The following is a 22,880-nucleotide window of genomic DNA, read 5'->3' on the forward strand; positions in this document are numbered from 1 at the left end:
GAATTGCCCGCTGAAACAGTGCGTTACCGGCATCGGCCGGCGCTATCGCGGCGATTGTCCGGCGCTGTCGGCAACGCCCGGCGGCGGTCAGCCGCGCGCGGCGCGCCAGGCGACGAACAGCCGCCGCAGCGGCGATGCCAATGGCGCCGGTCCGCCGTGCCCGGCCTGCCGTTGCAGCCGCAGGCGGGCCAGCGCCGACCACAGCCGGCGTTCGCGCCCCCCCGCGAAGCGCGCCGGCCACTGCCGCAGCAGCGCGACCGGGACCGAAGCGCCGGCTTCGTTCCACAGGGCGGCGCCGGCCTGGCTGCCCGCGCGCGCGGCCAGGGTCTGCGCGATCACTGCCTGCACCGCCGCCTCGCCGCCCTGCCCGTCCATCAGCGCGTTCTCGATCGCCACCACCGCCTGTCCGTAGCCCCGGAGGCGTGCGAACGCCTGCGCTGGATCCGCGGCAGGCTCGCGCGCGGCAATCAGCGCCGGCAGCGCGTCGGCCAGCCTGTCCCAGGGCGCGCGCTGCGGTTCCAGCAGGCGGCCGAGCGGATGGCGCGAGCGGCGCCCGGCCCAGTCGCCCAGTTCCTGCGCCCACCACGACAGCTTGGCGTCGGCCGGCAGCGGATCACCGGCGACGTTCATCGCGTCCTCGAACTCCTGCAACAGGGCGAACCACGCCAGCGTCGTGCGCCGGCGCGCGGCCGGCACGAAGATTTCCGCACCGTCCCATTCGGGCCAGCGCGCGCGCCACTTGTCGAGGAAGCTGTCCAGCGCGGAGGAATCTGACATGGCGTTCGGAAAGGCTGTGCGGTGTTGGCGAACAGGTCGCGGGGGGAAACGCCGGCGAAGGCGGCTCGCGCGCGGATGCGTGGCGTTACGGATTCCGGCTGCGCCAGCCGGAAGGCCGCGACAGCGCGTGCGGCGACTCGCAGCGCAGGTCGGCCTGCCAGGTCTCCGGGTCGTCGCCGTCGAGCCGGTAGCCCCACAGCGCGGCGATGGAAGGCATGCCGGCCGCGCGCGCGGCGACGATGTCGCGCTCGTCGTCGCCCACGTAGACGCAATCGGCCGGGGCCACGCCGGTGCGCTCGGCCGCGACCAGCAGCGGCAGCGGGTGCGGCTTGCGCTCGGCCAGCGTGTCGCCGCCGATCAGCACCGCGCAGCGCGGCTCCCAGTCGAACTGCGGCAGGACCGCGCGCGCCAGGTACTCGGGCTTGTTGGTGACGATGCCCCAGATCGTGCCGGCGGCCTCCAGCGCGTCGAGCATCGCCGCCACGCCGTCGAAGAGATCGCTGTGGCGGCCCAGTTCCTCGCGGTAGACCGCCAGGAACTCAGCCACCAGCGCTTCACGCGCGTCCGTCTCCAGCATCGGCAGCGCCACCGACAGCATCGCCCGCGCGCCCTTGGACACCTGCGGCCGCAGCGTCTCCAGCGCCAGCGGCGGCAGGCCGCGCGCGTCGCGCATGCGGTTGGCGGTGGCCAGCATGTCCGGCGCGCTGTCCAGCAGCGTGCCGTCGAGGTCGAACAGCGCCGCGCGCGGGAAGGCCGGTGCGTGCGGCTTATCCAAGATCGCCTTCCCCGGTTTCCGGCTTCCGCGCGCAGGCCAGGTAGTTGACGTCGGTGCGCGAGGCAAGCCGCGCGCGGTTGCGCCACGGTTCGTAGGCCAGCCCGCTGACGTCCTCCAGTTGCAGGTCCGCCTGGCGCAGCCAGGCCGCCAGTTCGGCCGGCTTGATGAAGTCCTCGTAATGGTGCGTGCCGGTCGGCAGCAGCCGCGCGATGTACTCGGCGCCGACGATCGCCAGCGCGAACGCGGCCGGCGTGCGGTTGAGCGTGGACAGCAACAGCCGTCCGCCCGGCCTGAGCAGGCGCGCGCAGGCGGCGATGATCGCGCCGGGATCGGGCACGTGCTCCAGCATCTCCATGCAGGTGATCGCGTCGAACGCGCCGGGCATCTCCCCGGCCAGCGCCTCGACCGACTGCAGCCGGTAGTCGACCTGCACGCCGGATTCGAGCCGATGCAGGCGCGCGACGTTGATCAGTTCCGGGGCCAGGTCGATGGCGGTGACCTGCGCGCCCGCCTTCGCCAGCGCCTCGCTGAGCAGGCCGCCGCCGCAACCCACGTCCAGCACGCGCGCGCCGGCCAGCGCCACGCGCTGGCGCACGTAGTCCAGGCGCACCGGATTGAGCGCGTGCAACGGCTTCTGCGGGCCGTCCGGATCCCACCAGCGGCCGGCGAGCGCGCCGAACTTGTCCAGTTCGGCCTGATCGAAGTTGTCGGAGGGCGTGGAGGCGGCTTCGCTCATGGCGGTTCCGGGGGAAGGAGGTGCGACGGTGCCGCCATGATCCCATCGGTGGCGTGAAAAGCCAACGCCGGCCCGCCATCCGCCTCCACGCTTGTGGGAGCGACGTGAGTCGCGACGGTTTTTCCGGGTATTTCGCGTCTGGCTGGAGAGCTCGCGACTCACGTCGCTCCCATATTCCACATCACCCACCGCATCCAGCGGGGCCAGGCAGGATCAGCGCGGCAACGCCCGGATCCGCTCCCGCCACTGCCGCGCATTGGCGACGATGGCGACCACGTCCATGTCCACCAGTTCACGCTGCAGCAGCCTGGGCCGGCCGGCGATCCAGACGTCGGCGACCTGCTGGCGGCCGGTGGCGTAGACCAGTTGCGACAGCACGTGGTGCAGCGGCTGGGTCTCCAGCGCCGACAGGTCCACGCAGGCCAGGTCGGCCTGCTTGCCCACCTCGATCGAGCCGACCAGGTGATCGAAGCCGATCGCCCTGGCGCCGCCCAGCGTCGCCGCGCGCAGCGCGCTGGCGGCGTCGAACGCGGCCGCGTCCTGCGCCACCGCCTTGGCCAGCAGCGCGGCGGTGCGGGTCTCACCGAACATGTCCAGGTCGTTGTTGGACGCGCAGCCGTCGGTGCCGATGGCCAGGTTGACGCCCGCGCGCAGCAGCGCGCAGGCCGGGCAGAAACCCGAGGCCAGCTTGAGGTTGGACTCCGGGCAGTGCACCACGCTGACGCCGCGCTCGGCGCACAGGTGGATTTCGCCCTCGGTCAGCTGGGTCATGTGCACGGCGATCAGGCGGTCGTTGATCAGGCCCAGCCGGTCCAGCCGCGCGATCGGCCGCTGGCCGTGCTTTTCCTGCGACTGCGCCACTTCCTGCGCGGTCTCGTGCAGGTGCAGGTGGACCGGCACGTCGAGCTGGTCGGACAGCATGCGCACGCGCTCGAAGTTGGCGTCGTTGACCGTGTACGGCGCATGCGGGGCGAACGCGGTGGCGATCAGCGGATCGTCGCGCCACTGGTCGTGCACCTCGCCGGCGCGGTCGAAGTACTCGTCGTCGCTCTTCGCCCACGCGGTGGGGAAATCGATCACCGGCAGGCCGACCCGCGCGCGGAAGCCGTGGCGCTTGTAGGTCGCCGCCTGCACGTCGGGGAAGAAGTAGTTCTCGTTGACGCAGGTGGTGCCGCCGCGCAGCATCTCGGCGATCGCCAGGGTGATGCCGTCGGCGACGAACTCGGGGCTGATCAGCGCGCCCTCGATCGGCCAGATGTGCTCCTGCAGCCACACCTTCAGCGGCAGGTCGTCGGCCACGCCGCGCAGCAGCGTCATCGGGTTGTGGGTGTGCGCGTTGACCAGGCCGGGCATCAGCGCGCCGTGCGGGCGCGAGATGACCTGGCGCGGGGCGAAGCGCGCGCGCGCCTCGGCCTGCGGCAGCAGCGCGAGGATCCGGCCGCCGTCGACGGCGACCGCGTGATCCTCCAGCACCAGCCCGTGCGGCGCGATCGGGACGACGTAGGCGGCTTCGATCAGCAGGTCGCAGGGTTGGGGGGCGGAGGCGTCGGTCATGCGCTGTTACTCACAAGGCTTGTTCGTCCCCCGTGGGAGTCGGAAACGCGGACGGTGCCGCGATTCCCTTTCGGCACCGTCGTCCCCGCCAAGGCGGGGAACCAGGGACTTGTCGTGTCACTGCCGATTATTCAATCGGTTCGAAGACTTAACGGCAAAGGCAAGTCGCTGGATCCCCGCCTGCGCGGGGATGACGGTCCGGCAAGGCCGTAGCCGCGAAGCGGCTGCGGGCCGAATCGTCACTTGACCCGGCTGACGTACTCGCCGGTGCGGGTGTCGACCTTGATGATTTCGTCCTGGCCGACGAACAGCGGCACGCGCACCACCGCGCCGGTCTCCAGCGTGGCCGGCTTGCCGCCGCCGCCGGAGGTGTCGCCGCGCACGCCCGGGTCGGTCTCGACGATCTTCAGTTCGACGAAGTTCGGCGGCTGCACCGCGATCGGGGCGCCGTTCCACAGCGTCACCACGCAGCCTTCCTCGCCCTTGAGCCACTTCTCGGCGCCGCCCATGCCGGCCTTGTCGGCCTGCACCTGCTCGAAGGTCTCCTGCTGCATGAAGTGCCAGTACTCGCCGTCCGAATACAGGTACTGCATGTCGGTGTCGACGACGTCGGCGGCCTCCACCGAGTCGGTGGACTTCATGGTGATTTCCTGCACGCGGCCGCTCTTGATCAGGCGGTACTTGACGCGGGTGAAGGCCTGGCCCTTGCCCGGCTTGACGTATTCGGTGTCGGTGATGATCGCCGGTTCGTTGTTGACCAGGATCTTCATCCCGTTCTTGACGTCGTTCATGCCATAGCTGGCCATGCGGAAAACTCCTGAGGGTGGGGCTGGGCCTGCGCGCGGAGCGGCGGGCGGATAGAATGGACGACCCGCCAGGCCCGGCGGGCGTTTCCAGACCCGACATGATAACCGCAGCCCCCCGCCCCATGCAGCCCGCCCCGCTGCAACCGCCGCGCTGGCAGCAGCTGTGGCGCGATGCCGTGCGCGACCCGGCTGAACTGCTGGCGCTGCTGGGCCTGGACGCGCACGCGGCGCGGCTGTCGCCGGCGGCGGCGACGCAGTTCCCGCTGCGGGTGCCGCGCGGCTTCGTCGCGCGGATGCGCCACGGCGACATCGACGACCCGCTGCTGCGCCAGGTGCTGCCGCTGGACGAGGAGATGCGCGCGGCGCCGGGCTTCGGCCTGGATGCGGTCGGCGACCACGCCGCGCGCACCGCGCCGGGCGTGCTGCAGAAATACGCCGGCCGCGCGCTGCTGGTGGCCACCGGCAGCTGCGCGGTGAACTGCCGCTACTGCTTCCGCCGGCATTTCCCCTATGCCGAGGAAACCGCCGCGCGCGACGGCTGGCGGCAGGCCATCGAGCTCGTCGCCGCCGATGCCAGCGTCGAGGAGGTGCTGCTGTCCGGCGGCGATCCGCTGTCGCTGGCGACCTCCAGGCTGGCCGAACTGACCGATGCGCTGGCGCGCATCCCGCACCTCAGGCGCCTGCGCATCCACAGCCGCCTGCCGGTGGTGCTGCCCGAGCGGGTGGACGGCGCGCTGGCGGAATGGCTGGCCGCGCTGCCCTGGCCGGTGGCCTTCGTCATCCACGCCAACCACGCCAACGAGTTCGACGCCGGCGTCGATGCCGCCCTCGCCCGCCTGCGCGCGGCCGGCGCCACGCTGCTCAACCAGGCGGTGCTGCTGCGCGGCGTCAACGACAGCGTCGAGGCGCTGGCGGCCCTGAGCGAGCGCGGCTTCGCCGCCGGCGTGCTGCCCTACTACCTGCACCAGCTCGACCGGGTGGCCGGCGTGGCCCACTACGAGGTGGACGACGGGCGCGCCCGCGCGCTGCACGCGGCGCTGGCCGCGCGGCTGTCCGGCTACCTGGTGCCGCGGCTGGTGCGCGAGGTGCCCGGCGACAGCGGCAAGCGGCCGTTGTGACGCACGCCACGGCGCGGCGGCCCGGATTGGACGGTTCCGCCGCCTTCGTGTAATAAACCCGCACCCCTGCTGGAACCCCTGCATGCAGATCGGCAAAGACACGACCTTGCGCCTGACGCTCATCGACGACAGCGGCGAAGACGCCGAGGCGGTGGTCAGCGCGCTGCGCAACGGCGGCATCGCGGTGCGCCCGCTGCGCCCGCTCGACGCCGACGAACTGGCGCAGGCGCTGAAGGGCGCCCAGCCGATGGACCTGGTGCTGGCCTCGCGCTCGGCCACCGGCATCCCGCTGGCCACCGTGCTGTCGCAGGTCGACGCCAGCGGCAAGGACATCCCGGTGATCGTGCTGGCCGACGCGGTCAACGAGAACGACCTGATCACCGACCTGGCCGCCGGCGCGCGCGCGGTGGCCGTGCGCGGCCACCACGACCACCTCATCCAGGTGCTGCGCCGCGAATGGTCCGACCTGGACGCGCGCCGCGCGCTGCGCAGGCTGGAAGGCCAGCTGCGCGAGACCGAGCGCCGCTGCGACGCGCTGATCTCGTCCTCGCGCGATCCCATCGCCTACATCCACGAAGGCATGCACATCCGCGCCAACGACGCCTACATGGAGATGTTCGGCTTCGAGTCGTTCGAGGACGTGGAAGGGCTGTCGCTGCTGGATCTGGTCGCGCCGCAGTACGTCAACGACTTCAAGGCGCTGCTGAAGAAACTGTCCAAAGGCGAGCCGCCGCCGTCGCGCTACGAGCTGGAGGCGCGCAGCCTGGAGGGCGAGCAGTTCCCGGCCACGCTCGACTTCGCCACCGCCACCTACGAGGGCGAGCCGTGCGTGCAGGTGGTGTTCCGCCGCCGCGAGGAGTTCGACCCGGAACTGGCGCGCGAGGTCGAGGCGCTGCGCCAGCGCGACCAGGCCACCGGCCTGCTCAACCGCGCCACCTTCCTGCGCGAGCTGGAGGACGCGGTCAGCCAGGTCGCCGCCGGCGCCGGCCAGTACGCGCTGCTGCTGGTCGAACCGGACCACTACCAGCGCCTGATCCACGACATCGGCATCGACTCGGCCGACGACTTCGCCGCCGCGCTGGCGGCGCGGCTGGGCGAGAAGCTCGACGACCGCGCGATCCCGGCGCGCTTCGGCGAGCGCACCTTCGCCGTGCTGCTGCGCGGCGACCACAACGACACCGCCACACTGTCCGAGAAGCTGCGCGCCGCGTTCGCCTCGCACCTGTTCAACGTCGGCGAGCGCTCGGTCTCGGTGACCGTCAGCATGGGCGGCGTGCAGATCGGCGAGAAGATCGCCAGCGTCGCGCAGGTGCTCAAGCGCGCCACCGACAGCCTGCAGGCCGCCTCCAGCCTGGGCGGCAACCGCATCGAGGTGTTCGACCCGGGCGCGGTGGATCGCGCCGAGGAAGAACGCGTGCAGAGCTGGATCAAGCGCATCCGCGAGGCCTTGGCCGGCAACGGCTTCCAACTCCACTACCAGCCGGTGGTCAGCCTGCACGGCGAGCCGGGCCAGTTGTACGAGGCGCTGCTGCGGCTGGAAGGCAATGGCGAAACGGTGGCGCCGCAGGCCTTCCTCGGCATCGCCGAGGAGCACGGCCTGCTCGACGACATCGACCGCTGGGTCGTGCAGCGCGCGATCGAGGTGCTGGCCGAGCGCAAGCGCGCCGGCCACGACACCCGCCTGATCGTCAAGGTCAGCCCGGCTTCGTTCGCCGACAGCCGCCTGCTGCAGCTCATCGCCCAGCAACTGGCCCTGCACGACGTGCCCGGCAACCGGCTGTGGCTGGAGACGCCGGAGGCCAAGGTGTTCACCCACCTGCGGCAGGCGCAGGAATTCCAGGGCGGCGCCTCCAAGCTCGGCTGCCAGGTCGGCCTGGAGCACTTCGGCGCGGGCCTGGATTCGTTCCAGCTGCTGTCGCACTTCCAGCCGGCGTTCCTCAAGATCGACCGCGCCTTCACCGAGGATCTGGGCAAGACGCCGGAACTGCAGCAGAAGCTGCGCGAGATCGCCGAGCGCGCGCAGTCGCTCGGCATCCTGACCGTGGCCGAGCACGTGCAGGACGCGGCGACGATGAGCTTCCTCTACACCGCCGCGGTCGATTACGTCGAAGGCAACTTCCTGGCCACGCCGGGGCCGGCGATGAACTACGACTTCGGCTGAAAACCGTTGCTTTTGTGGGAGCGACGTCAGTCGCGACGAGGCTTTACCGGTAAATCGTCGCTCCCACAACCGCTCAGGCGAACGTCGCCTGCGCGCCGCGCAGCGCCGCGATGCGCTCTTCCAGCGGAGGGTGGCTCAGGAACAGCTTGCGCAGCCCCAGCGCGCGGCCGCCGGCGATGCCGAACGCCTCCACCTGCGCCGGCAGCGTGCTGTCGCGGTGCTGCGCGCCCAGGCGCTCCAGCGCGGCGATCATCTTCTGGCGGCCGGCCAGGTGCGCGCCGCCGGCGTCGGCGCGGAACTCGCGCCGGCGCGAGAACCACATCGCGATCATCGTCGCGAACAGGCCGAACACCATCTCCAGCACCATCACGATGATGAAGTAGGCGAAGCCCGGGCCGCGCTCGCCGTCGCGGTTGCCCGACAGGTAGCTGTCGACGATGCCGCCGACCACCCGCGCCAGCACGATCACGAAGGTGTTGAGCACGCCCTGCAGCAGCGCCATCGTCACCATGTCGCCGTTGGCGACGTGGCTGACCTCGTGGGCCAGCACCGCCTCGGCCTCGTCGCGGCTCATGCCGCGCAGCAGGCCGGTGGACACGGCTACCAGCGCGTTGTTGCGGTTGGCGCCGGTGGCGAAGGCGTTGATTTCCGGCGCGTCGTAGACCGCCACCTCCGGCATGCCGATGCCGGCGGCCTGCGCCTGCCGCTGCACGGTGGCCAGCAGCCAGCGCTCGGTCTCGCTGCGCGGCTGGGTGATGACCTGCGCGCCGGTCGCGCGCTTGGCCATGAACTTGGACATCAGCAGCGAGATGAAGGAACCGCCGAAGCCGAAGATGGCCGCCATCACCAGCAGCCCGCTCATCTGCTGCGGGTGCACGCCCAGCAGCCGCATCACGATGCCCGCCAGGATCAGGACGGCGAAGTTGGTGGCGAGGAACAGGGCGGCGCGGCTGAACACGGCGAGGGACTCCGGAAGGCTGTTGAGGGAACGACAAGGGCCTTTCTGTAGACCGGCCGCTTAGAATTCAAGGCGCTTCCTGACCGGACCGTTCAGCCATCGCCGCCCCCGCCGCCACCGACGTTCCCGCACGCGCCGATGCCGGCTACCGCGGCCGCTTCGCGCCCTCGCCCACCGGCGCGCTGCATTTCGGCTCGCTGCTGGCCGCGCTGGGCAGCTGGCTGCTGGCGCGCGCGGCCGGCGGCGCCTGGCTGGTGCGGGTGGAAGACCTGGATCCGCCGCGCGAAGTGCCCGGCGCGGCGCGGCGGCAACTGGAGACGCTGGCCGCGTTCGGCCTGCACGCCGACGAGCCGGTGGTCTTCCAGAGCGCGCGCGGCGCGCTGTACGAGCGCGCGCTGGCCGACCTGCTGGAGCGCGGGCTGGCCTTCGCCTGCCATTGCAGCCGCAGCGCGCTGGCCGCCGGCGGCGGCCTCCACCATGCCTGCGTGGCCGGCGCGCGGCGGCCGGATCCGGCGGTGCGCCTGCGCGTGCCGGCGGGGACGCAGGTGGCGTTCGACGACGGCCTGCAGGGGCGGTTCGCCCAGGACGTGCACGCGCAGGTCGGCGACTTCGTGCTGCGCCGCGCCGACGGCTACTGGGCCTACCAGCTGGCGGTGGTCGTCGACGACGCCGCGCAGGGCATCACCGACGTCGTGCGCGGCGCCGACCTGCTCGACTCCACGCCGCGGCAGATCCTGCTGCAGCGCGCGCTCGGCCTGCCGACCCCGCGCTACCTGCACCTGCCCGTGATCGTCGATGCGGAAGGCCACAAGCTGTCCAAGTCGATGGCGGCGCTGCCGGTGGACGCGGCCGATCCGCTGCCGGCCCTGCGCGCGGCCTGGCGCGCGCTCGGACAGGCACCGCACGCGATGCAGGCGACGCTGCCGATCGAGGCCTGGCTGCAGCGCGCACTGCTGCATTTCGACGCGCGCAGGCTGCCCGCGCGCGCCACGCTGCCATTCGCTGCGTTGCACAACATCGCCGGCGCGAACGCTGTCTAGAATCCGGGCAACCGCCACTTGCGGCGGAATCGGAGAATTCCCCATGACATCGCGCGTCGCCCTGGTGACCGGCGGCACCGGAGGCATCGGTACCGCCATCTGCAAGAAACTGGCCGACCAGGGACACAAGGTCGCCACCAACTACCGCAACGAGGAGAAGGCCCGGGCCTGGCAGCAGCAGATGAAGGCCGAGGGCTACGACTTCACCCTGGTCAAGGGCGACGTCACCGATCCGGCCGAGGCCGAGGCGATGGTGCGCCAGGTCGAGGCCGAGCTGGGCCCGGTCGAGATCCTGATCAACAACGCCGGCATCACCCGCGACGGGACCTTCCACAAGATGACCGCCCAGCAGTGGGGCGACGTCATCAACACCAACCTCAACTCGGTGTTCAACGTCACCCGCCCGGTCATCGAGGGCATGCGCGAGCGCAAGTGGGGCCGGATCATCCAGATCAGCTCGATCAACGGCCTCAAGGGCCAGTACGGCCAGGCCAACTACGCCGCGGCCAAGGCCGGCATGCACGGCTTCACCATTTCGCTGGCGCGCGAGAACGCCAAGCTCGGCATCACCGTCAACACGGTCTCGCCCGGCTACGTGGCCACCGACATGGTGATGGCGGTGCCGGAGGAAGTGCGCGCCAAGATCGCCGCCGACATCCCGACCGGCCGGCTCGGCAAGCCGGAGGAGATCGCCTACGCGGTGGCCTTCCTGGTCGACGAGCAGGCGGCGTGGATCACCGGCTCCAACCTGGACATCAACGGCGGCCACCACATGGGCTGGTGAGGTCCCGGGAACGCGGCGCCGCCCCGCTGCGGCGCCCGCGTTTCCACTGGCCCGCCCCGTTCCTTCGCCGCCTTGCCTGAACAGGACAGGCCGTACCTGCGGCTGCTTGCAAGGGCTGTTGCGCTGCGTCATGCTGCGCAGCATTGCGTTCGAGTGAAGGTTCAATGGCTGCCATCCGCATCATCAAGAAATACCCGAACCGCCGCCTCTACGACACCGAGATTTCCAGCTACATCACCATCGAGGACGTCCGCCAGCTGATCGTCGACGGCGAGGACTTCGAGGTCCGCGACGCCAAGAGCGGCGACGACCTGACCCGCACGGTGCTGCTGCAGATCATCAGCGAGCAGGAGCAGGAAGGCGAACCGGTGCTGTCCACCCAGTTGCTGAGCCAGATCATCCGCTTCTACGGCGATTCGCTGCAGGGCTTCATGGGCAACTACCTGGAGCGCAGCATGCAGCTGTTCCTGGACCAGCAGCAGCAGTTCCGCAGCCAGATGGGCAACCTGCTCGGGCAGACGCCCTGGACCATGATGAACCAGCTCACCGAGCGCAACATGGAGCTGTGGCAGGAATTCCAGCGCAACCTCAGCGGCGGCCTGGGCCGCCCGGCCGCGCCGACGTCCGGCACCACCGCGCCGAAAAAGGAAACGCCGCGCGAGACGCCGAAGACGCGCACGCGCTGACACGCAACCGTCCAATGCAGGCCCGTGCGGCGACGCGCGGGCTTTTTGCTGCACGCACACAGGGGAACAGGAATGGCACGACGCATCGCGCTGGTGACCGGCGCACTCGGCGGACTGGGACAGGAAATCTGCCGCACGCTGGCCCGCGCCGGCTGCGCGGTGATCGCCGCCGACCTGCCCGCGGACGACGCGCGGCGGGCCGATTTCGCCGCCGGCAACGCCGGGCTGGAGATCGCCTACGCGCCACTGGACGTGACCGACCACGCGCAGTGCGGCGCGCTGGTGAACGAGGTGCAGGCCCGCCACGGCGCGCTCGACATCCTGGTCAACAACGCCGGCATCACCCGCGACGCCACCCTGCGCAAGATGGAGATCGCGCAGTGGGACGCGGTGCTGCGGGTGCACCTGGACGGCGCGTTCAACCTGTGCCGGCACGCGATCGAGGGCATGCAGGCGCGCGGCTTCGGCCGCATCGTCAACATCAGCTCGATCAGCGGGCAGACCGGCAACTTCGGCCAGACCAACTACGCCGCCGCCAAGGCCGGCCTGCACGGGCTGACCATGTCGCTGGCGCGCGAGGTCGCGGCCAAGGGCGTCACCGTCAACAGCATCTCGCCGGGCTACGTGGAGACGCCGATGACCCGGGCGATGCCGGCCGAGGTGCGCGATCGCATCGTCGCCACCGTGCCGGCCGGGCGCATCGGCCAGCCAGGCGACATCGCGCGCGCGGTGGCCTTCCTGGCCGACGACGCGGCCGGCTACATCACCGGCGCCAACCTGCCGGTCAACGGCGGGCTGCTGATGGGCTTCTGAAGCCCAGCCGCGCCGCTTCCGAATCGTTCCAGGAAAAAGGAGCCGACCATGAAACTCACGCCTCCCACCTTCGGCGTCTGGCTGATCGCGGTGCTGCTGGGCGGCGCCGGCATCGCCGCGCGCTTCGGCTACGTGCCGGTGCTGGCTCCGCACGCCTTCTGGCTGGTGGTCGCCGGCTTCGTGCTGCTGGTGCTGTCCACGCTGTTCGCGCGGCTGTAGCGCCACAGCGGTTTCCCCTTTCCGTGCCTCCGGGTCGCTTTGAGGCAAGGAATGGGCCGCCGGCATGGCGGTGAGCCGAGCAAGCTCGGCTCTACAACAAGCCTGGCTGTAGAGCCGAGCTTGCTCGGCTCCTCGCGCCGGAGGCAGAACCGGCCTTGGCAAGGCCCGCTACATCGCATCGCGATGGCCCTGGCCTGCGGGAAAGTGCATAACGAGCAAAAACGGACGAGTCCGGAGGATCCCTACCGGGCGGCCTCGCAGAACCGCTTGCGGTATTCCATCGCCTTGGGCATCAGCGCGGTCAGGTTCTGGATGCGGGTGCCGGGATTGGGATGGGTAGAGGCGAACTCCGGCGGGGCCTGGCCGCCGCTGGCCTCGCCCATGCGCTGCCACAGCGGCACCGCCTCCCGCGGGTCGAAGCAGGCCGCCGCCGCCAGCATCAGCCCCACCTCGTCGGCCTGGGTCTCGTGCTCGCGCGCGTACGGCAGCAGGTAGCCGTAGCCCATCGCCGCCATCACCATCTGCTGTTGCTGCGGATCCATGCCGCTCATCGCGCCGGCCATCTGGCCGATCTGGGTCAGCTTCTGCTGCGACATGCGCTGGGCGCCGTGGCGCAGCAGCGCGTGGGCGATCTCGTGGCCCATCACCACCGCCACCGCGTCGGCGTTCCGCGCCACCGGCAGCAGGCCGGTGTAGACCGCCATCTTGCCGCCGGGCAGGCAGAACGCGTTGGCCTGCTCGGACTGGATGACGTTGACGTCCCAGTCGAACGACTTCCAGTTGCCGCTGGCCTGGGTGCCGCGCTCGGCGGCGATGGCCTGCTCGACCACGCCCACCTTGTCGATCAGGCGCTGGGCGATCCCGCGCACCTGCCGGGCCACCTGCGAGTCGGGGTCGATCGGGCGCTCCTGGGTGAGGATTTCCCGGTAGGCCTGCAGGCCCAGCGCCTTTTCCTCCTCGATGCCGATCGAACCGTCGATCAGCACCTTCTCGCCGGTATAGGGATCGACGACGCGGTTGCTGAACCAGTAGAAGGCCGCATAGCCGGCGAAGGCCAGCAGCACCCATCAGCGGATGTTGCCCAGCGGTCCGCGCCGCTGCGGCTGCCCACGCTGGCCGTCACCGCCGCGGCCGCGGCCGAATGGATCCTGTCTCATCGTTCCCTTCCTCGGCTCAGATGCCCCGCACGACGCGGAAGCCGACTCTGCCGTTAGTCATATCCGAATCGGATGAAGATCGCCACGCCGCGCGCGTCTGTGCCGGCGCGCTGGACCACGAGGCGCCGCGCACCACCCGTACGCGACAGCCCGGGTTGAACCAGGCCGCGCCGTCGGCCGGGGCGCGGCGGTAGCTGGCATGCCAGCAGTCGCCGACCCATTCGCTGATGTTGCCAGTCATGTCGTGCAGGCCCCAGGCGTTGGGCTGGAAGCTGCCGACCGGCGCCGCACCCCAATGGCCGTCGCCATAGCCGGGGAAGGCGTTGTTCCAGCGCCGGCCGCTGGGCGACCTGTCGCCGGCGCCGGTGAGGTTGCCGGCCCGCGCCGGCGGCACCGGCGCATCGCCCCAGGGATAGCGGCCCCGGGTGCCGGCGCGCAGGGCGTATTCGTACTCGGCCTCGCTGGGCAGGCGGTAGCCGTGGCCGGTCTGCCCGGCCAGCCAGTCGGCGTAGGCCTCGGCGTCATGGACGCTGACGTGCAGCACCGGCATGTCGTCGGCGGCCGGCTTGCCGCTGTAGTCCGAGCGCCAGTCCACGCCGCTGCGGCGGACGAAGTTGCCGCTGAGTTCGTCGTAGACGACGGAATGGCCGCGCCGGGTCGCGCGCGGGCGGTAGCCGGTGGCCTCTACGAAGCGCCGGAACTGCCCCACGGTGACCGGGTGGCGCGACATCGCGAAGCCGCGGTTGAAGCGGATGTAGTGCGCCGGCTTCTCGGCGTCGGCAGCCTGGCGATCGTCGTCTTCGGCGCCCATCCGGTAGCCGCCGTGCGGGACCACCACCATCTCCGGCGCGCGGCCGCCGTTGCGCAGGGTGTCGGTGAACGCCTGGCCGGGGCGGAACAGGCCGTAGTAGGTGGCCAGGTCGATGCGCTCGCGGAAATCGGCCGCCAGCGGATCGCCCGGCTCGGCGATCCGCAGCACTTCGGCCAGCTTGCCGCGCGCGGCCTTGATGCCCAGCGGCGAGGCGATGTCGCGCAGGCCCTCGTCGCGCAGGCGGACGATGCGGGCATGGCGGATGGCGGCCACGCGCGCGCGCGCGTCGTCGATCGTCGCCGCCTCCTCGCGCACGCGCGCCGCGTGCGCCAGCCAGTCGGCCGCGGCGGCGAAGTCGCCGGCCTCGGCCGCGTCCTCGGCGCGGCGGATCAGCGCGCTCTCCACCGCCGCCACGCCTTGCAGCGCGCGCGGATGCTCCGGCTTCCACTTCAGCACCTCGCGGAATCCGGCCAGCGCGCCGCCGCCGGATTCGCCCAACTGGCCGGCGCGCAGCGCGCGCTCGCTGGCCTGGTTCAGGCGTGCCCACTGCTCGGCCTCGTCCACCCGCTCCAGGTAGGCCTGCACCGCGCCGGCGCCGGCATCGAGGGTACGCGCCACCGCCGCGATCTCCGCCGCGCGCTGCATCGCCGCGTCGTCGTCGTCAGCCTTACGCAGGGCCTGGCGGCCCTGTTCGAGCAGGCGCTGGCGCGCGCGTTCCAGCCCGCGCCGGGCCGCGGCATCGTCGGGACCCAGTGCCTGCAACGCCAGGTAGATCGGGATGGCCGCCTGCGCGTCCTCGTACAGGCGACCCTGTTCGAGCGCGGTGGCGGCGTCGCGCAGCGCCTGCGCGCGGCCTTCCGCGTCCAGCGCCACCGCCGGCGCCTGCCAGCTCAGCGACGCGCTGGCGCTGTCGTCGCCGCTGACCGTCACCGTGGGCATGCGCGGAGAAGCGTCCGCGTCCTCCGCCCCGCTCCCGCCGTCGCGGGTGCAGCCCGACAGCGCCAGCAGCAGGCACAACGCGGGCGGCGTGACGAGGGATTTCCGCATGCGCTCCTACAGGTGTGCGAGGTATCCGGCGGTGCGACGTTAGGCTATTGTCGCCTGCCTGATCAAACCCCCTGCACTCAGCGGAGATTCCGTGCCCGATTGGATCGCCACCCCCGCCGCGCTGCACGCGCGCCTGGCTTCGCCGCCCGCCCGCGTCGGCCTGGACACTGAATTCGTGCGCGAACGCACCTACTGGCCGCAACTGGCGCTGGTGCAGATGGCGGTCGGCGACGACATCCTGCTGATCGATCCGCTGGCGCCGGGCATGACCGAGGCGCTGAAGCCGGTGCTGGCCGATCCTGCGATCGTCAAGGTGATGCACAGCGCCAGCGAGGACCTGGTCGCCTTCCAGTACACCTGCGGGGTGGTGCCCACGCCGTTGTTCGATACCCAGATCGCCGCCGCGCTGGCGGGGGTGGCCGGCGGTATCGGCTACCAGAAGCTGGTCGAGCAGATCACCGGCGTGACCCTGGCCAAGGGCGAGACCCGCTCGGACTGGCTGCGCCGGCCGCTCAGCGAGGCGCAACTGCAGTACGCCGCCGACGACGTGCGCTACCTGTTCGCCCTGCACGACGCATTGGAACAGAAGCTGGCCGCGCAGGGACGGCTGGAATGGCTGCGGCAGGACTGCGATCGCTTCACCGCCCAGGCCGCCGCCGACGAGGGCGAGCGCTGGCCGCACCTGTCCATGCGCAGCGCGCAGTTCCTGGAACCGGCCGCGCAGCTGCGGCTGATCCGGCTGCTGCGCTGGCGCGAACAGGCCGCGCGCAGCGGCGACAAGCCGCGCAGCTGGATCCTCGACAACGAACTGGTGGTCAACCTGGCCCGCCAGCCGCCGGCCGACCGACAGGCACTGCAAGCGCAGCTCGAAGCCCATCCCAAGGCGCCGCGCAAGCTCGGCGACGCGATCTGGCGCGCCCTGGACACGCCGCTGGAGGACGAGGCGCAGGCGCCGCTGGCGCGCGCCGCGCAGGAAGGCGACAAGGCCGCGCTGCGAAGGCTGCAGGACGCCGTGGCGCGCCACAGCGCCGAACTCGGCCTGCCCGACGGCGTGCTGGGATCGCGCCGCCACCTGGAAAGCCTGCTGGACGGCGGCCCGTGGCCGGCGGCATTGTCCGGCTGGCGGCGCGCGCAACTGGAACCGCTGCTGGCGCCGCTGCTGAATCCGCCACCGGCGCCACCGCCGGCTGCATGAAGCGGCGGCCGCGAAGGGCGCGACGTCCGCCCACGCCTTCGACGTCCTTGTACACGCCATCCGCGCGCCGCATGTTCATCGGCTTCAACCACCGCTGAACCGGCCCGCTTGGCGCTCCTGCCGGCCGGGTGTACAATTCGCTGGCTCGTGGGGGGGTAGCTCAGCTGGGAGAGCGCGTCGTTCGCAATGACGAGGTCGTGGGTTCGATCCCCATCCTCTCCACCACTACGAGAACGTCCCTCGGGACGTACGGAAAAGCCGGCAACCTCCAGGTTGGCCGGCTTTTTTGTGGCTTTTCTCCGAGACGGTTGTAGCGCCGAGCTTGCTCGGCGGGAACTCCCCGGGCAGCGGAGCAAGCTCCGCTCTACAGTGTGGCTGGGGCGGCTGTAGCGCCGAGCAGCGGAGCAAGCTCCGCTCTACGGCATGCCGGGGAGATGCTGTAGCGCTGCATGCCTCAACCCGGCAATGGCGATGCCGCGCCGGTGGTGGCGGCCGGCGCGCGCACGCGCCCGTGCAGCATGCGGTACAGCGCCGGCAGCACGACCAGCGTCAGCAGCGTGGACGAGACGATGCCGCCGATTACCACTGTGGCCAGCGGGCGCTGCACCTCCGAGCCGGCGCCGACGTTGACCGCCATCGGCACGAAGCCCAGCGAGGCCACCAACGCGGTCATCAGCACCGGCCGCAGCCGGCCCAGCGCGCCCTGCGCGATGGCCTCGTCCAGCGCCAGGCCCTGCGCGCGCAGCCTGCGGATGAAGCCCAGCATCACCAGCCCGTTCAGCACCGCCACGCCGGACAACGCGATGAAGCCCACGCCGGCGGAGATCGACAGCGGGATGCCGCGCGCGGCCAGCGCGACCACGCCTCCGGTCAGCGCCAGCGGCACGCCGCTGAAGACGATGGCCGCGTCGCGCCCGGAGCCGAACGCCCAGAACAGCAGTGCGAAGATCAGCGCCAGCGTCGCCGGCACCACCAGCGACAGGCGCTGGCAGGCCGACACCAGCTGCTCGAAGCTGCCGCCGTAGCCCAGCCAGTAGCCCGGCGGCAGCTTCACTTCGGCGTCGATGCGCTGGCGCAGATCGGCGACGAAGCCGCCGAGGTCGCGCCCGCGCACGTTGGCGGTGACGACGATGCGGCGCTTGCCGTTCTCGCGGTTGATCTGGTTGGCGCCTTCGGTGATCCCGATGGCCGCCAGCTCGCGCAGCGGCACCGTGCGCGGCGCGCCGGAGCGCCACGCCGCGGCGCGATCCGACTCGTCGCCGTGCGCGTCGTCGCCCAGCGGCACCGGCAGGTCGCGCAGCGCGGCCGGATCCTGGCGCAGGTACTCGGGCAGGCGCACGACGATGTCGAAGCGGCGATCGCCCTCGAACAACTGCCCCGCGGTCGCGCCGCCCACCGCGGTGGCCACGGTGTCCTGCACCACGCTCGGGTTGAGCCCGTAGCGCGCCAGCGCCCGCCGGTCCGGGATCACGCTCAGCAGCGGCAGTCCGGTCGCCTGTTCCAGCGCGACGTCGGACGCGCCCGGCACGCCGCGCATCACTTCCTCGATGGCGCGCCCCGCCTCGACCAGCCGATCCAGATCGTCGCCGTAGACCTTCACCGCCACGTCGGCGCGCACGCCGGAGATCAGCTCGTTCATCCGCATCTGGATCGGCTGGGTGAACTCGTAGTTGTTGCCGGGCAGTTGCCGCACGGCCTCTTCCATTTCGGCGACCAGCCGCGCCTTGGGCTTGCGCGGATCCGGCCATCGGTCGCGCGGCTTGAGGATGATGAAGGTGTCGGCCAGCGAAGGCGGCATCGGATCGGTGGCGACCTCGGCGGTGCCGAGCTTGCCGAACACCCGCTCGACCTCGGGGAAGCGGTCGATGCGCGTCTCCAGCGTGGCCTGCATGCGCACCGCCTGCTCCAGGCTGGTGCCCGGGATGCGCAGCGCGTGCAGCGCGATGTCGCCCTCGTCCAGCCCGGGGACGAACTCCGAGCCCAGCCGGGTGGCCAGCGCTGCGCAGCCCAGCACGCCCAGCAACGCGCCGGCCACCACCCAGCGGCGGCGGCGCAGCGCCCAGTCCAGCACCGGCGCGTAGCGCCGCCGCGCCCAGCGCATCGCCCGCGTCTCGCCCTCGCCGACGCGGCCGCGCAGGAACAGCGCGATCGCCGCCGGCACGTAGGTCAGCGACAGCAGCATCGCGCCGGTGAGCGCCAGCACCACGGTGATCGCCATCGGGTGGAACATCTTTCCCTCCACCCCGGTGAGCGCGAAGATCGGCAGGTAGACGGCGGCGATGATGCCCAGGCCGAACAGGCTGGGCCGGATGACCTCGGCGGTGGCCGAGGCGGTGGCGTCCAGCCGCTCCCGCTCGTCCATCTCGCGGCCCAGCGCATGCTGCAGTTCGCCGAAGCGGCGCAGGCAGTTCTCGACGATGATCACCGCGCCGTCGACGATCAGGCCGAAGTCCAGCGCGCCCAGGCTCATCAGGTTGCCGGACACGCCGCCGCGCACCATGCCGGTCATCGTGAACAGCATCGACAGCGGGATCACCGCCGCGGTGATCAGCGCCGCGCGCACGTTGCCCAGCAGCAGGAACAGCACCAGCACCACCAGCAGCGCGCCCTCGACCAGGTTCCTGGCCACCGTGGCGATGGTGCGATCGACCAGCGCGGTGCGGTCGTAGACCGGCGTGGCGGTCACGCCGGGCGGCAGGCTGCGGTTGGCCTGCTCCAGCCTTTCCGCCGCCGCGCGCGCGACCTGCCGGCTGTTGGATCCGAACAGCATGAACGCGGTGCCCAGCACCACCTCGCGCCCGTTCTGCGTGGCCGCGCCGGTGCGCAGTTCCAGGCCCTCGCCCACCTCGGCGACGTCGCGCACGCGGATCGGTACGCCCTGGCGGCGATCCAGCACGATGTCGCCGATCGCCGCGGCGTCGGCGACCTGCCCCGGCGCGCGCACCAGCAGTTGCTGGCCGTTGCTTTCGATGTAGCCGGCGCCGACGTTCTGGTTGTTGGCCGCCACCGCGTCGACCACGTCCTGCATCGTGAACCCCAGCGCGACCAGCCGCGCGGGATCCGGAGTGATGTGGATCTGGCGCGCGTGGCCGCCGATGGTGTTGACCTCGGTCACGCCCGGCACGCCGCGCAGCTGCGGGCGCACCACCCAGTCCTGCAGGGTGCGCAGGTCGGTCGCCGTCCACGGCGTGCCGTCGGGCTTGCGCGCGTCCGGGCGCGCGTCCAGCGTGTACATGAAGATCTCGCCCATGCCGGTGGCCAGCGGCCCCATCTGCGGCTCCAGCCCCGGCGGCAGTTGCGAGCGGACCTGTTGCAGCCGCTCGGCCACCTGCTGGCGGGCGAAGTAGACGTCGGTGCCGTCCTCGAAGACGACGGTGACCTGCGACAGCCCGTAGCGCGAGATCGAGCGCGTGTAGTCCAGCCGCGGCAGCCCGGCCAGCACGGTCTCGATGGGGAAGGTCACGCGCTGCTCGGACTCCAGCGGCGAATAGCCGGTGGCCGCGGTGTTGATCTGCACCTGCACGTTGGTGATGTCGGGGGTGGCGTCGATGGGCAGGCGGGTGAAGCTCCAGCCGCCGACGCCGATCAGCGCCAGCGTCGCCGCCAGCATCAGCCAGCGGTGGGCGATGGCGAAACGGATGATGTTCTCCAGCATGTCGGCGTCCTTCAGTGCTCGTGGGAAACGCCGGACTTCTCGATGTCCGCCTTGATCAGGTAGCTCTGCGCGACGACCACCTCCTCGCCCACGGCCAGGCCCGACAGCACCTCGGCGCGCTGCGCGTCGCGCCGGCCCAGTTCCAGCGGCCGTGCCTCGTAGACGTCGCCCACGCGCACGAACGCCACCTCGCGCCCGTCCAGCCGCTGCAAGGCCGACAGCGGCACGACCCGCCCGGCGGGCTGGCGCTCCACCGTCACCCGCGCGCGCACCGCCGCGCCGGGACGCCACTGGCCGTCGCGGTTGTCCAGCACCGCGCGCGCGATCGTGCTCTGGCTGGCGGTGGCGGTGCCGGGCAGGATGCGCTCGATGTCGCTGCGCGCGGTGGCGCCGTCGCTCAGCCGCGTCACCTCGATCGGCAGGCCGGCGCGCAAATGCTGGGCGTCGGCGCCGAACACGTGCAGATCCACCCACAGCCGCGACAGATCGGCGATCTCGAACAGCGCCGCGCCCTCGCCGGCGATCGCGCCGACCGCGCCGTTGCGCGCCAGCACCACGCCGTCGATCGGCGCGGTCAGCGCATAGGGGGTCAGGCTGAGGTTGCTCTCGATCAGCGCCAGCGTCTGCCCGCGGCGAACGCGATCGCCGATGCCGGCGTCGAGCCGGCGCACCGGCCCGGGGAAGCGCGCGGCAACCTGGGCGACGCGGCCCTCGACCGGCGTCAGCAGGCCCTGCACCTCGTGCTCGTCGGCGATCTCGCCGGCGGCCACCGGCGCGACCTCGATGCCGCTCTGCGCGGCGACTTCCGCCACGATGCGGGTGCGGCCCTCGTAGCTGGGCCACTCCCAGCGCAGTTCCTTTCCGTCCAGCCGCGCGATGGCCTGCACGTCGAACGAATGCGGCTCGGCGATCTCGCCGTCGGCGCCCAGGCTGCCGTCGGGCCGCGGCGTCAGCACGTGCTCCTCGACGGCGCCGCCCAGCCGCGTCAGGCGCACGCGCAGTGCGCCGGCCGACGGCGGCAGCGGCTTGCCGCCGCGGTACAGCCAGGCCCGCAGGCGCGCGGGCGCGCCGTCCTCGACGATGGCCAGTTCGACGGCATGGCCGTCCTTTTCCAGCAGACGGCCGCCGTGGGCGCCCTTGCGCGCCTCGTCGGCATGGTCATCGGCGTGTTCTTCACCATCGCCGTGCGCATGCCTGGAGTCGGATGCGCCGCCGCAGGCGGCCAGCGCCAGCAGCAGCGCGATCGGGAAAGCGAAACGAAAGGGATTCATGGCTGCGCTCCTTGCGCGCGGGCGGCGGCCGGCGCGGCGACGAACGCCTGCCCGGTGAGCCGCTGGATTTCGATGAGGGCGATCTGGGCGTCGACGGCGACGTCCAGTTGCCGGCGCTGGGCGTCGATGCGCTCGGCTTGCAGTTGTGACCATTCCAGGTAGCTGATCGCGCCGGCGCGATACGCGCGGGCGGCGGCGGCCTCGGCGCGCGCCAGCAGCGGCTGCACCTCGTCGCGCAGCCGCCGCACTTCCATCTGCGCGCCGCGGTAGCGGCCGTGCGCCTCGACCAGGGTGGCATGGAGCGACAGGCCGCCGGCCTCGCGCTCGATTTCCAGCGCGGCCAGTTCCGCCTCGGCGGCGCGGATCTCCGGCTGGGCGCGCCGCGCCGCGCCCAGCGGCAGCGCCAGGCCGAAAGTCAGCGCGCTGTCGCCATTGGCCTGCAAGCGGCGCACGCCGACCTGCCATTCGAGATCGGCGCGGGCGGCGCGGCGCGCCAGCCGCAGGCGCGCCTCGCGGATGCGGCGCTCGCCGGCGAACTGCGCCAGTTCCGGCGTGGCGTCGAGCAAGGCGGAAAGCGCGTCCACCTCGCCGATGTCCGCCAGCCGGTCCGGCTCGGCGTCGGCCACGTCGAAGTCCGGCTCGCGCTGTCCCCACAGCGCCGCCAGGTGCCTGCGCGCGACGTCGCCGCGCTGCAAGGCGCGGGCATGCTCGATCTCGGCCCGCGCCAGCGCCGCCTGCGCGGTCAGCAGCACCGATTCCGGCGAGGCGCCGGCCTGCAAGCGCTGGCGCGCGGCATCGACCGCGCGGGCGCGCTGGGCGACGTCGACGCGCGCGATTGCATCCTGCCGCCGCGCCGCGACGACGGCCAAGTAGCGCCGCGCGGTTTCCGCCAGCAGATCCAGGCGCTGCGTTTCGCGCTCGATCGCCAATGCGTCGATGCGGCTTTGCGCCAGTGCGCGGCGCGCGTCCAGCTTGCCGCCGCGTTCCAGCACCGAGGCCAGCGTCAGCGTGATCTCGGCCTCGTCCAGCGCGCGCGCGCGGCCGCTGCCGAAGGCGTTCTCGACCGAGGCCGCCATCGACAGGCCCGGCGGCAGCGCGGCGTGCTCGCGCTCGGCTTCCAGCACGCGTTCGCGCGCGTCGGCCAGCCGCAGTTGGGGATGGACCCGGGCCACGCGCAAGAACGCGTCGTCCAGGGAAAGCCGCGCCGTCGCCTGCGCCCACGCGCACGGCCACGCCGCGAAAGCGGCGATCGCCGCGAGTCGCAACCACATGAAGGGTATCTCCGAAAGGGGAACGGACGCCGGCCACGGCCGGCGG

19 protein-coding genes and 1 tRNA gene are annotated in these 22,880 nt (G+C 71.8%); 9 read left to right on the top strand and 11 right to left on the bottom strand.

Going from position 1 to position 22,880, the window contains the following annotated elements:
* Nucleotides 1-87 precede the first annotated feature (87 nt).
* The 5 genes from AAG688_RS10875 to efp form a co-directional block, all read right to left on the bottom strand.
* Nucleotides 88-777 (bottom strand): phytoene/squalene synthase family protein, encoded by a 690-nt coding sequence (locus tag AAG688_RS10875; RefSeq protein ID WP_411832254.1) that lies wholly within the window; start codon nucleotides 775-777, stop codon nucleotides 88-90.
* 85 nt (nucleotides 778-862) lie between these two features.
* Entirely contained in the window at nucleotides 863-1,555 is a 693-nt protein-coding gene (locus tag AAG688_RS10880) for a phosphoglycolate phosphatase (protein WP_411834986.1), read from the bottom strand.
* A complete protein-coding gene (gene ubiG, locus AAG688_RS10885) occupies nucleotides 1,545-2,288 on the bottom strand; it encodes a bifunctional 2-polyprenyl-6-hydroxyphenol methylase/3-demethylubiquinol 3-O-methyltransferase UbiG (RefSeq protein WP_411832255.1) in 744 nt (247 codons plus the stop codon). Before ubiG ends, AAG688_RS10880 begins: the two co-directional genes overlap by 11 nt.
* A 213-nt stretch (nucleotides 2,289-2,501) precedes the next feature.
* Nucleotides 2,502-3,842, bottom strand: coding sequence for a TRZ/ATZ family hydrolase (locus tag AAG688_RS10890; protein ID WP_411832256.1), 1,341 nt, complete (start codon nucleotides 3,840-3,842; stop codon nucleotides 2,502-2,504).
* Between the two features lie 239 nt (nucleotides 3,843-4,081).
* On the bottom strand, nucleotides 4,082-4,648 hold the full coding sequence (gene efp, locus AAG688_RS10895; protein WP_411832257.1) for an elongation factor P: 567 nt from the start codon (nucleotides 4,646-4,648) through the stop codon (nucleotides 4,082-4,084).
* 98 nt (nucleotides 4,649-4,746) lie between these two features.
* On the opposite strand from efp, the gene epmB reads away from it, so the two are divergent.
* Both epmB and AAG688_RS10905 read left to right on the top strand, forming a co-directional pair.
* Nucleotides 4,747-5,766, top strand: coding sequence for an EF-P beta-lysylation protein EpmB (gene epmB / locus AAG688_RS10900; RefSeq protein ID WP_411832258.1), 1,020 nt, complete (start codon nucleotides 4,747-4,749; stop codon nucleotides 5,764-5,766).
* A gap of 82 nt (nucleotides 5,767-5,848) precedes the next feature.
* Complete coding sequence (locus tag AAG688_RS10905) at nucleotides 5,849-7,927, top strand: EAL domain-containing protein (protein WP_411832259.1); 2,079 nt, start codon at nucleotides 5,849-5,851, stop codon at nucleotides 7,925-7,927.
* Between the two features lie 73 nt (nucleotides 7,928-8,000).
* On the opposite strand, the gene htpX is transcribed toward AAG688_RS10905, so the two are convergent.
* On the bottom strand, nucleotides 8,001-8,885 hold the full coding sequence (gene htpX, locus AAG688_RS10910; RefSeq protein WP_411832260.1) for a protease HtpX: 885 nt from the start codon (nucleotides 8,883-8,885) through the stop codon (nucleotides 8,001-8,003).
* Nucleotides 8,886-8,983: 98 nt separating this feature from the next.
* Between htpX and gluQRS the strand changes: the two genes are divergently transcribed.
* The 5 genes from gluQRS to AAG688_RS10935 all read left to right on the top strand — a co-directional run bounded on the left by gluQRS (nucleotide 8,984) and on the right by AAG688_RS10935 (nucleotide 12,427).
* Complete coding sequence (gene gluQRS, locus AAG688_RS10915) at nucleotides 8,984-9,925, top strand: tRNA glutamyl-Q(34) synthetase GluQRS (RefSeq protein WP_411834987.1); 942 nt, start codon at nucleotides 8,984-8,986, stop codon at nucleotides 9,923-9,925.
* A 43-nt stretch (nucleotides 9,926-9,968) separates the two neighbouring features.
* On the top strand, nucleotides 9,969-10,709 hold the full coding sequence (locus tag AAG688_RS10920; protein ID WP_411832261.1) for a beta-ketoacyl-ACP reductase: 741 nt from the start codon (nucleotides 9,969-9,971) through the stop codon (nucleotides 10,707-10,709).
* Nucleotides 10,710-10,873: 164 nt separating this feature from the next.
* The gene (phaR, locus tag AAG688_RS10925; protein WP_411832262.1) at nucleotides 10,874-11,395 is read left to right on the top strand and encodes a polyhydroxyalkanoate synthesis repressor PhaR; all 522 of its coding nucleotides are present in this window, start codon (nucleotides 10,874-10,876) and stop codon (nucleotides 11,393-11,395) included.
* A gap of 72 nt (nucleotides 11,396-11,467) precedes the next feature.
* Nucleotides 11,468-12,208, top strand: coding sequence for a beta-ketoacyl-ACP reductase (locus tag AAG688_RS10930; RefSeq protein ID WP_411832263.1), 741 nt, complete (start codon nucleotides 11,468-11,470; stop codon nucleotides 12,206-12,208).
* Nucleotides 12,209-12,256: 48 nt separating this feature from the next.
* The gene (locus tag AAG688_RS10935; RefSeq protein WP_411832264.1) at nucleotides 12,257-12,427 is read left to right on the top strand and encodes a hypothetical protein; all 171 of its coding nucleotides are present in this window, start codon (nucleotides 12,257-12,259) and stop codon (nucleotides 12,425-12,427) included.
* A 242-nt stretch (nucleotides 12,428-12,669) separates the two neighbouring features.
* Here AAG688_RS10935 and AAG688_RS10940 read toward each other — a convergent pair whose 3' ends face one another.
* Nucleotides 12,670-13,491, bottom strand: coding sequence for a M48 family metallopeptidase (locus AAG688_RS10940; RefSeq protein ID WP_411832265.1), 822 nt, complete (start codon nucleotides 13,489-13,491; stop codon nucleotides 12,670-12,672).
* A 109-nt stretch (nucleotides 13,492-13,600) separates the two neighbouring features.
* Entirely contained in the window at nucleotides 13,601-15,334 is a 1,734-nt protein-coding gene (locus AAG688_RS10945) for an SUMF1/EgtB/PvdO family nonheme iron enzyme (RefSeq protein ID WP_411834988.1), read from the bottom strand.
* A gap of 199 nt (nucleotides 15,335-15,533) precedes the next feature.
* On the opposite strand from AAG688_RS10945, the gene rnd reads away from it, so the two are divergent.
* Both rnd and AAG688_RS10955 read left to right on the top strand, forming a co-directional pair.
* A complete protein-coding gene (gene rnd / locus AAG688_RS10950) occupies nucleotides 15,534-16,637 on the top strand; it encodes a ribonuclease D (protein WP_411832266.1) in 1,104 nt (367 codons plus the stop codon).
* 149 nt (nucleotides 16,638-16,786) lie between these two features.
* Nucleotides 16,787-16,862, top strand: a tRNA-Ala gene (locus tag AAG688_RS10955).
* Nucleotides 16,863-17,091: 229 nt separating this feature from the next.
* On the opposite strand, the gene AAG688_RS10960 is transcribed toward AAG688_RS10955, so the two are convergent.
* From AAG688_RS10960 to AAG688_RS10970, 3 genes are read right to left on the bottom strand one after another with little or no spacing between them, the layout of a single operon-like run.
* Nucleotides 17,092-20,292: an efflux RND transporter permease subunit gene (locus tag AAG688_RS10960; RefSeq protein WP_411832267.1), complete on the bottom strand. Its 3,201-nt coding sequence runs from the start codon at nucleotides 20,290-20,292 to the stop codon at nucleotides 17,092-17,094.
* An 11-nt stretch (nucleotides 20,293-20,303) separates the two neighbouring features.
* Nucleotides 20,304-21,563 carry an efflux RND transporter periplasmic adaptor subunit gene (locus tag AAG688_RS10965; RefSeq protein ID WP_411832268.1) on the bottom strand — a complete coding sequence of 420 codons (1,260 nt, stop codon included), beginning with the start codon at nucleotides 21,561-21,563 and terminating at the stop codon, nucleotides 20,304-20,306.
* On the bottom strand, nucleotides 21,560-22,834 hold the full coding sequence (locus tag AAG688_RS10970) for a TolC family protein (protein ID WP_411832269.1): 1,275 nt from the start codon (nucleotides 22,832-22,834) through the stop codon (nucleotides 21,560-21,562). Before AAG688_RS10970 ends, AAG688_RS10965 begins: the two co-directional genes overlap by 4 nt.
* Nucleotides 22,835-22,880: the final 46 nt, after the last annotated feature.

This window comes from Pseudoxanthomonas mexicana, assembly GCF_046736355.1.
Taxonomy (GTDB): Bacteria; Pseudomonadota; Gammaproteobacteria; order Xanthomonadales; family Xanthomonadaceae; genus Pseudoxanthomonas_A; species Pseudoxanthomonas_A mexicana_B.

Excerpts from the sequence above, each read along its gene's own strand:
- AAG688_RS10970 (WP_411832269.1), bottom strand. The coding sequence starts at position 22,834 with ATGTGGTTGCGACTCGCGGCGATCGCCGCTTTCGCGGCGTGGCCGTGC.
- AAG688_RS10935 (WP_411832264.1), top strand. The coding sequence starts at position 12,257 with ATGAAACTCACGCCTCCCACCTTCGGCGTCTGGCTGATCGCGGTGCTG.
- AAG688_RS10960 (WP_411832267.1), bottom strand. The coding sequence starts at position 20,292 with ATGCTGGAGAACATCATCCGTTTCGCCATCGCCCACCGCTGGCTGATG.
- AAG688_RS10905 (WP_411832259.1), top strand. The coding sequence starts at position 5,849 with ATGCAGATCGGCAAAGACACGACCTTGCGCCTGACGCTCATCGACGAC.
- phaR (WP_411832262.1), top strand. The coding sequence starts at position 10,874 with ATGGCTGCCATCCGCATCATCAAGAAATACCCGAACCGCCGCCTCTAC.
- AAG688_RS10965 (WP_411832268.1), bottom strand. The coding sequence starts at position 21,563 with ATGAATCCCTTTCGTTTCGCTTTCCCGATCGCGCTGCTGCTGGCGCTG.
- efp (WP_411832257.1), bottom strand. The coding sequence starts at position 4,648 with ATGGCCAGCTATGGCATGAACGACGTCAAGAACGGGATGAAGATCCTG.
- ubiG (WP_411832255.1), bottom strand. The coding sequence starts at position 2,288 with ATGAGCGAAGCCGCCTCCACGCCCTCCGACAACTTCGATCAGGCCGAA.
- AAG688_RS10920 (WP_411832261.1), top strand. The coding sequence starts at position 9,969 with ATGACATCGCGCGTCGCCCTGGTGACCGGCGGCACCGGAGGCATCGGT.
- AAG688_RS10875 (WP_411832254.1), bottom strand. The coding sequence starts at position 777 with ATGTCAGATTCCTCCGCGCTGGACAGCTTCCTCGACAAGTGGCGCGCG.
- AAG688_RS10945 (WP_411834988.1), bottom strand. The coding sequence starts at position 15,334 with ATGCCCACGGTGACGGTCAGCGGCGACGACAGCGCCAGCGCGTCGCTG.
- AAG688_RS10930 (WP_411832263.1), top strand. The coding sequence starts at position 11,468 with ATGGCACGACGCATCGCGCTGGTGACCGGCGCACTCGGCGGACTGGGA.
- epmB (WP_411832258.1), top strand. The coding sequence starts at position 4,747 with ATGATAACCGCAGCCCCCCGCCCCATGCAGCCCGCCCCGCTGCAACCG.
- AAG688_RS10890 (WP_411832256.1), bottom strand. The coding sequence starts at position 3,842 with ATGACCGACGCCTCCGCCCCCCAACCCTGCGACCTGCTGATCGAAGCC.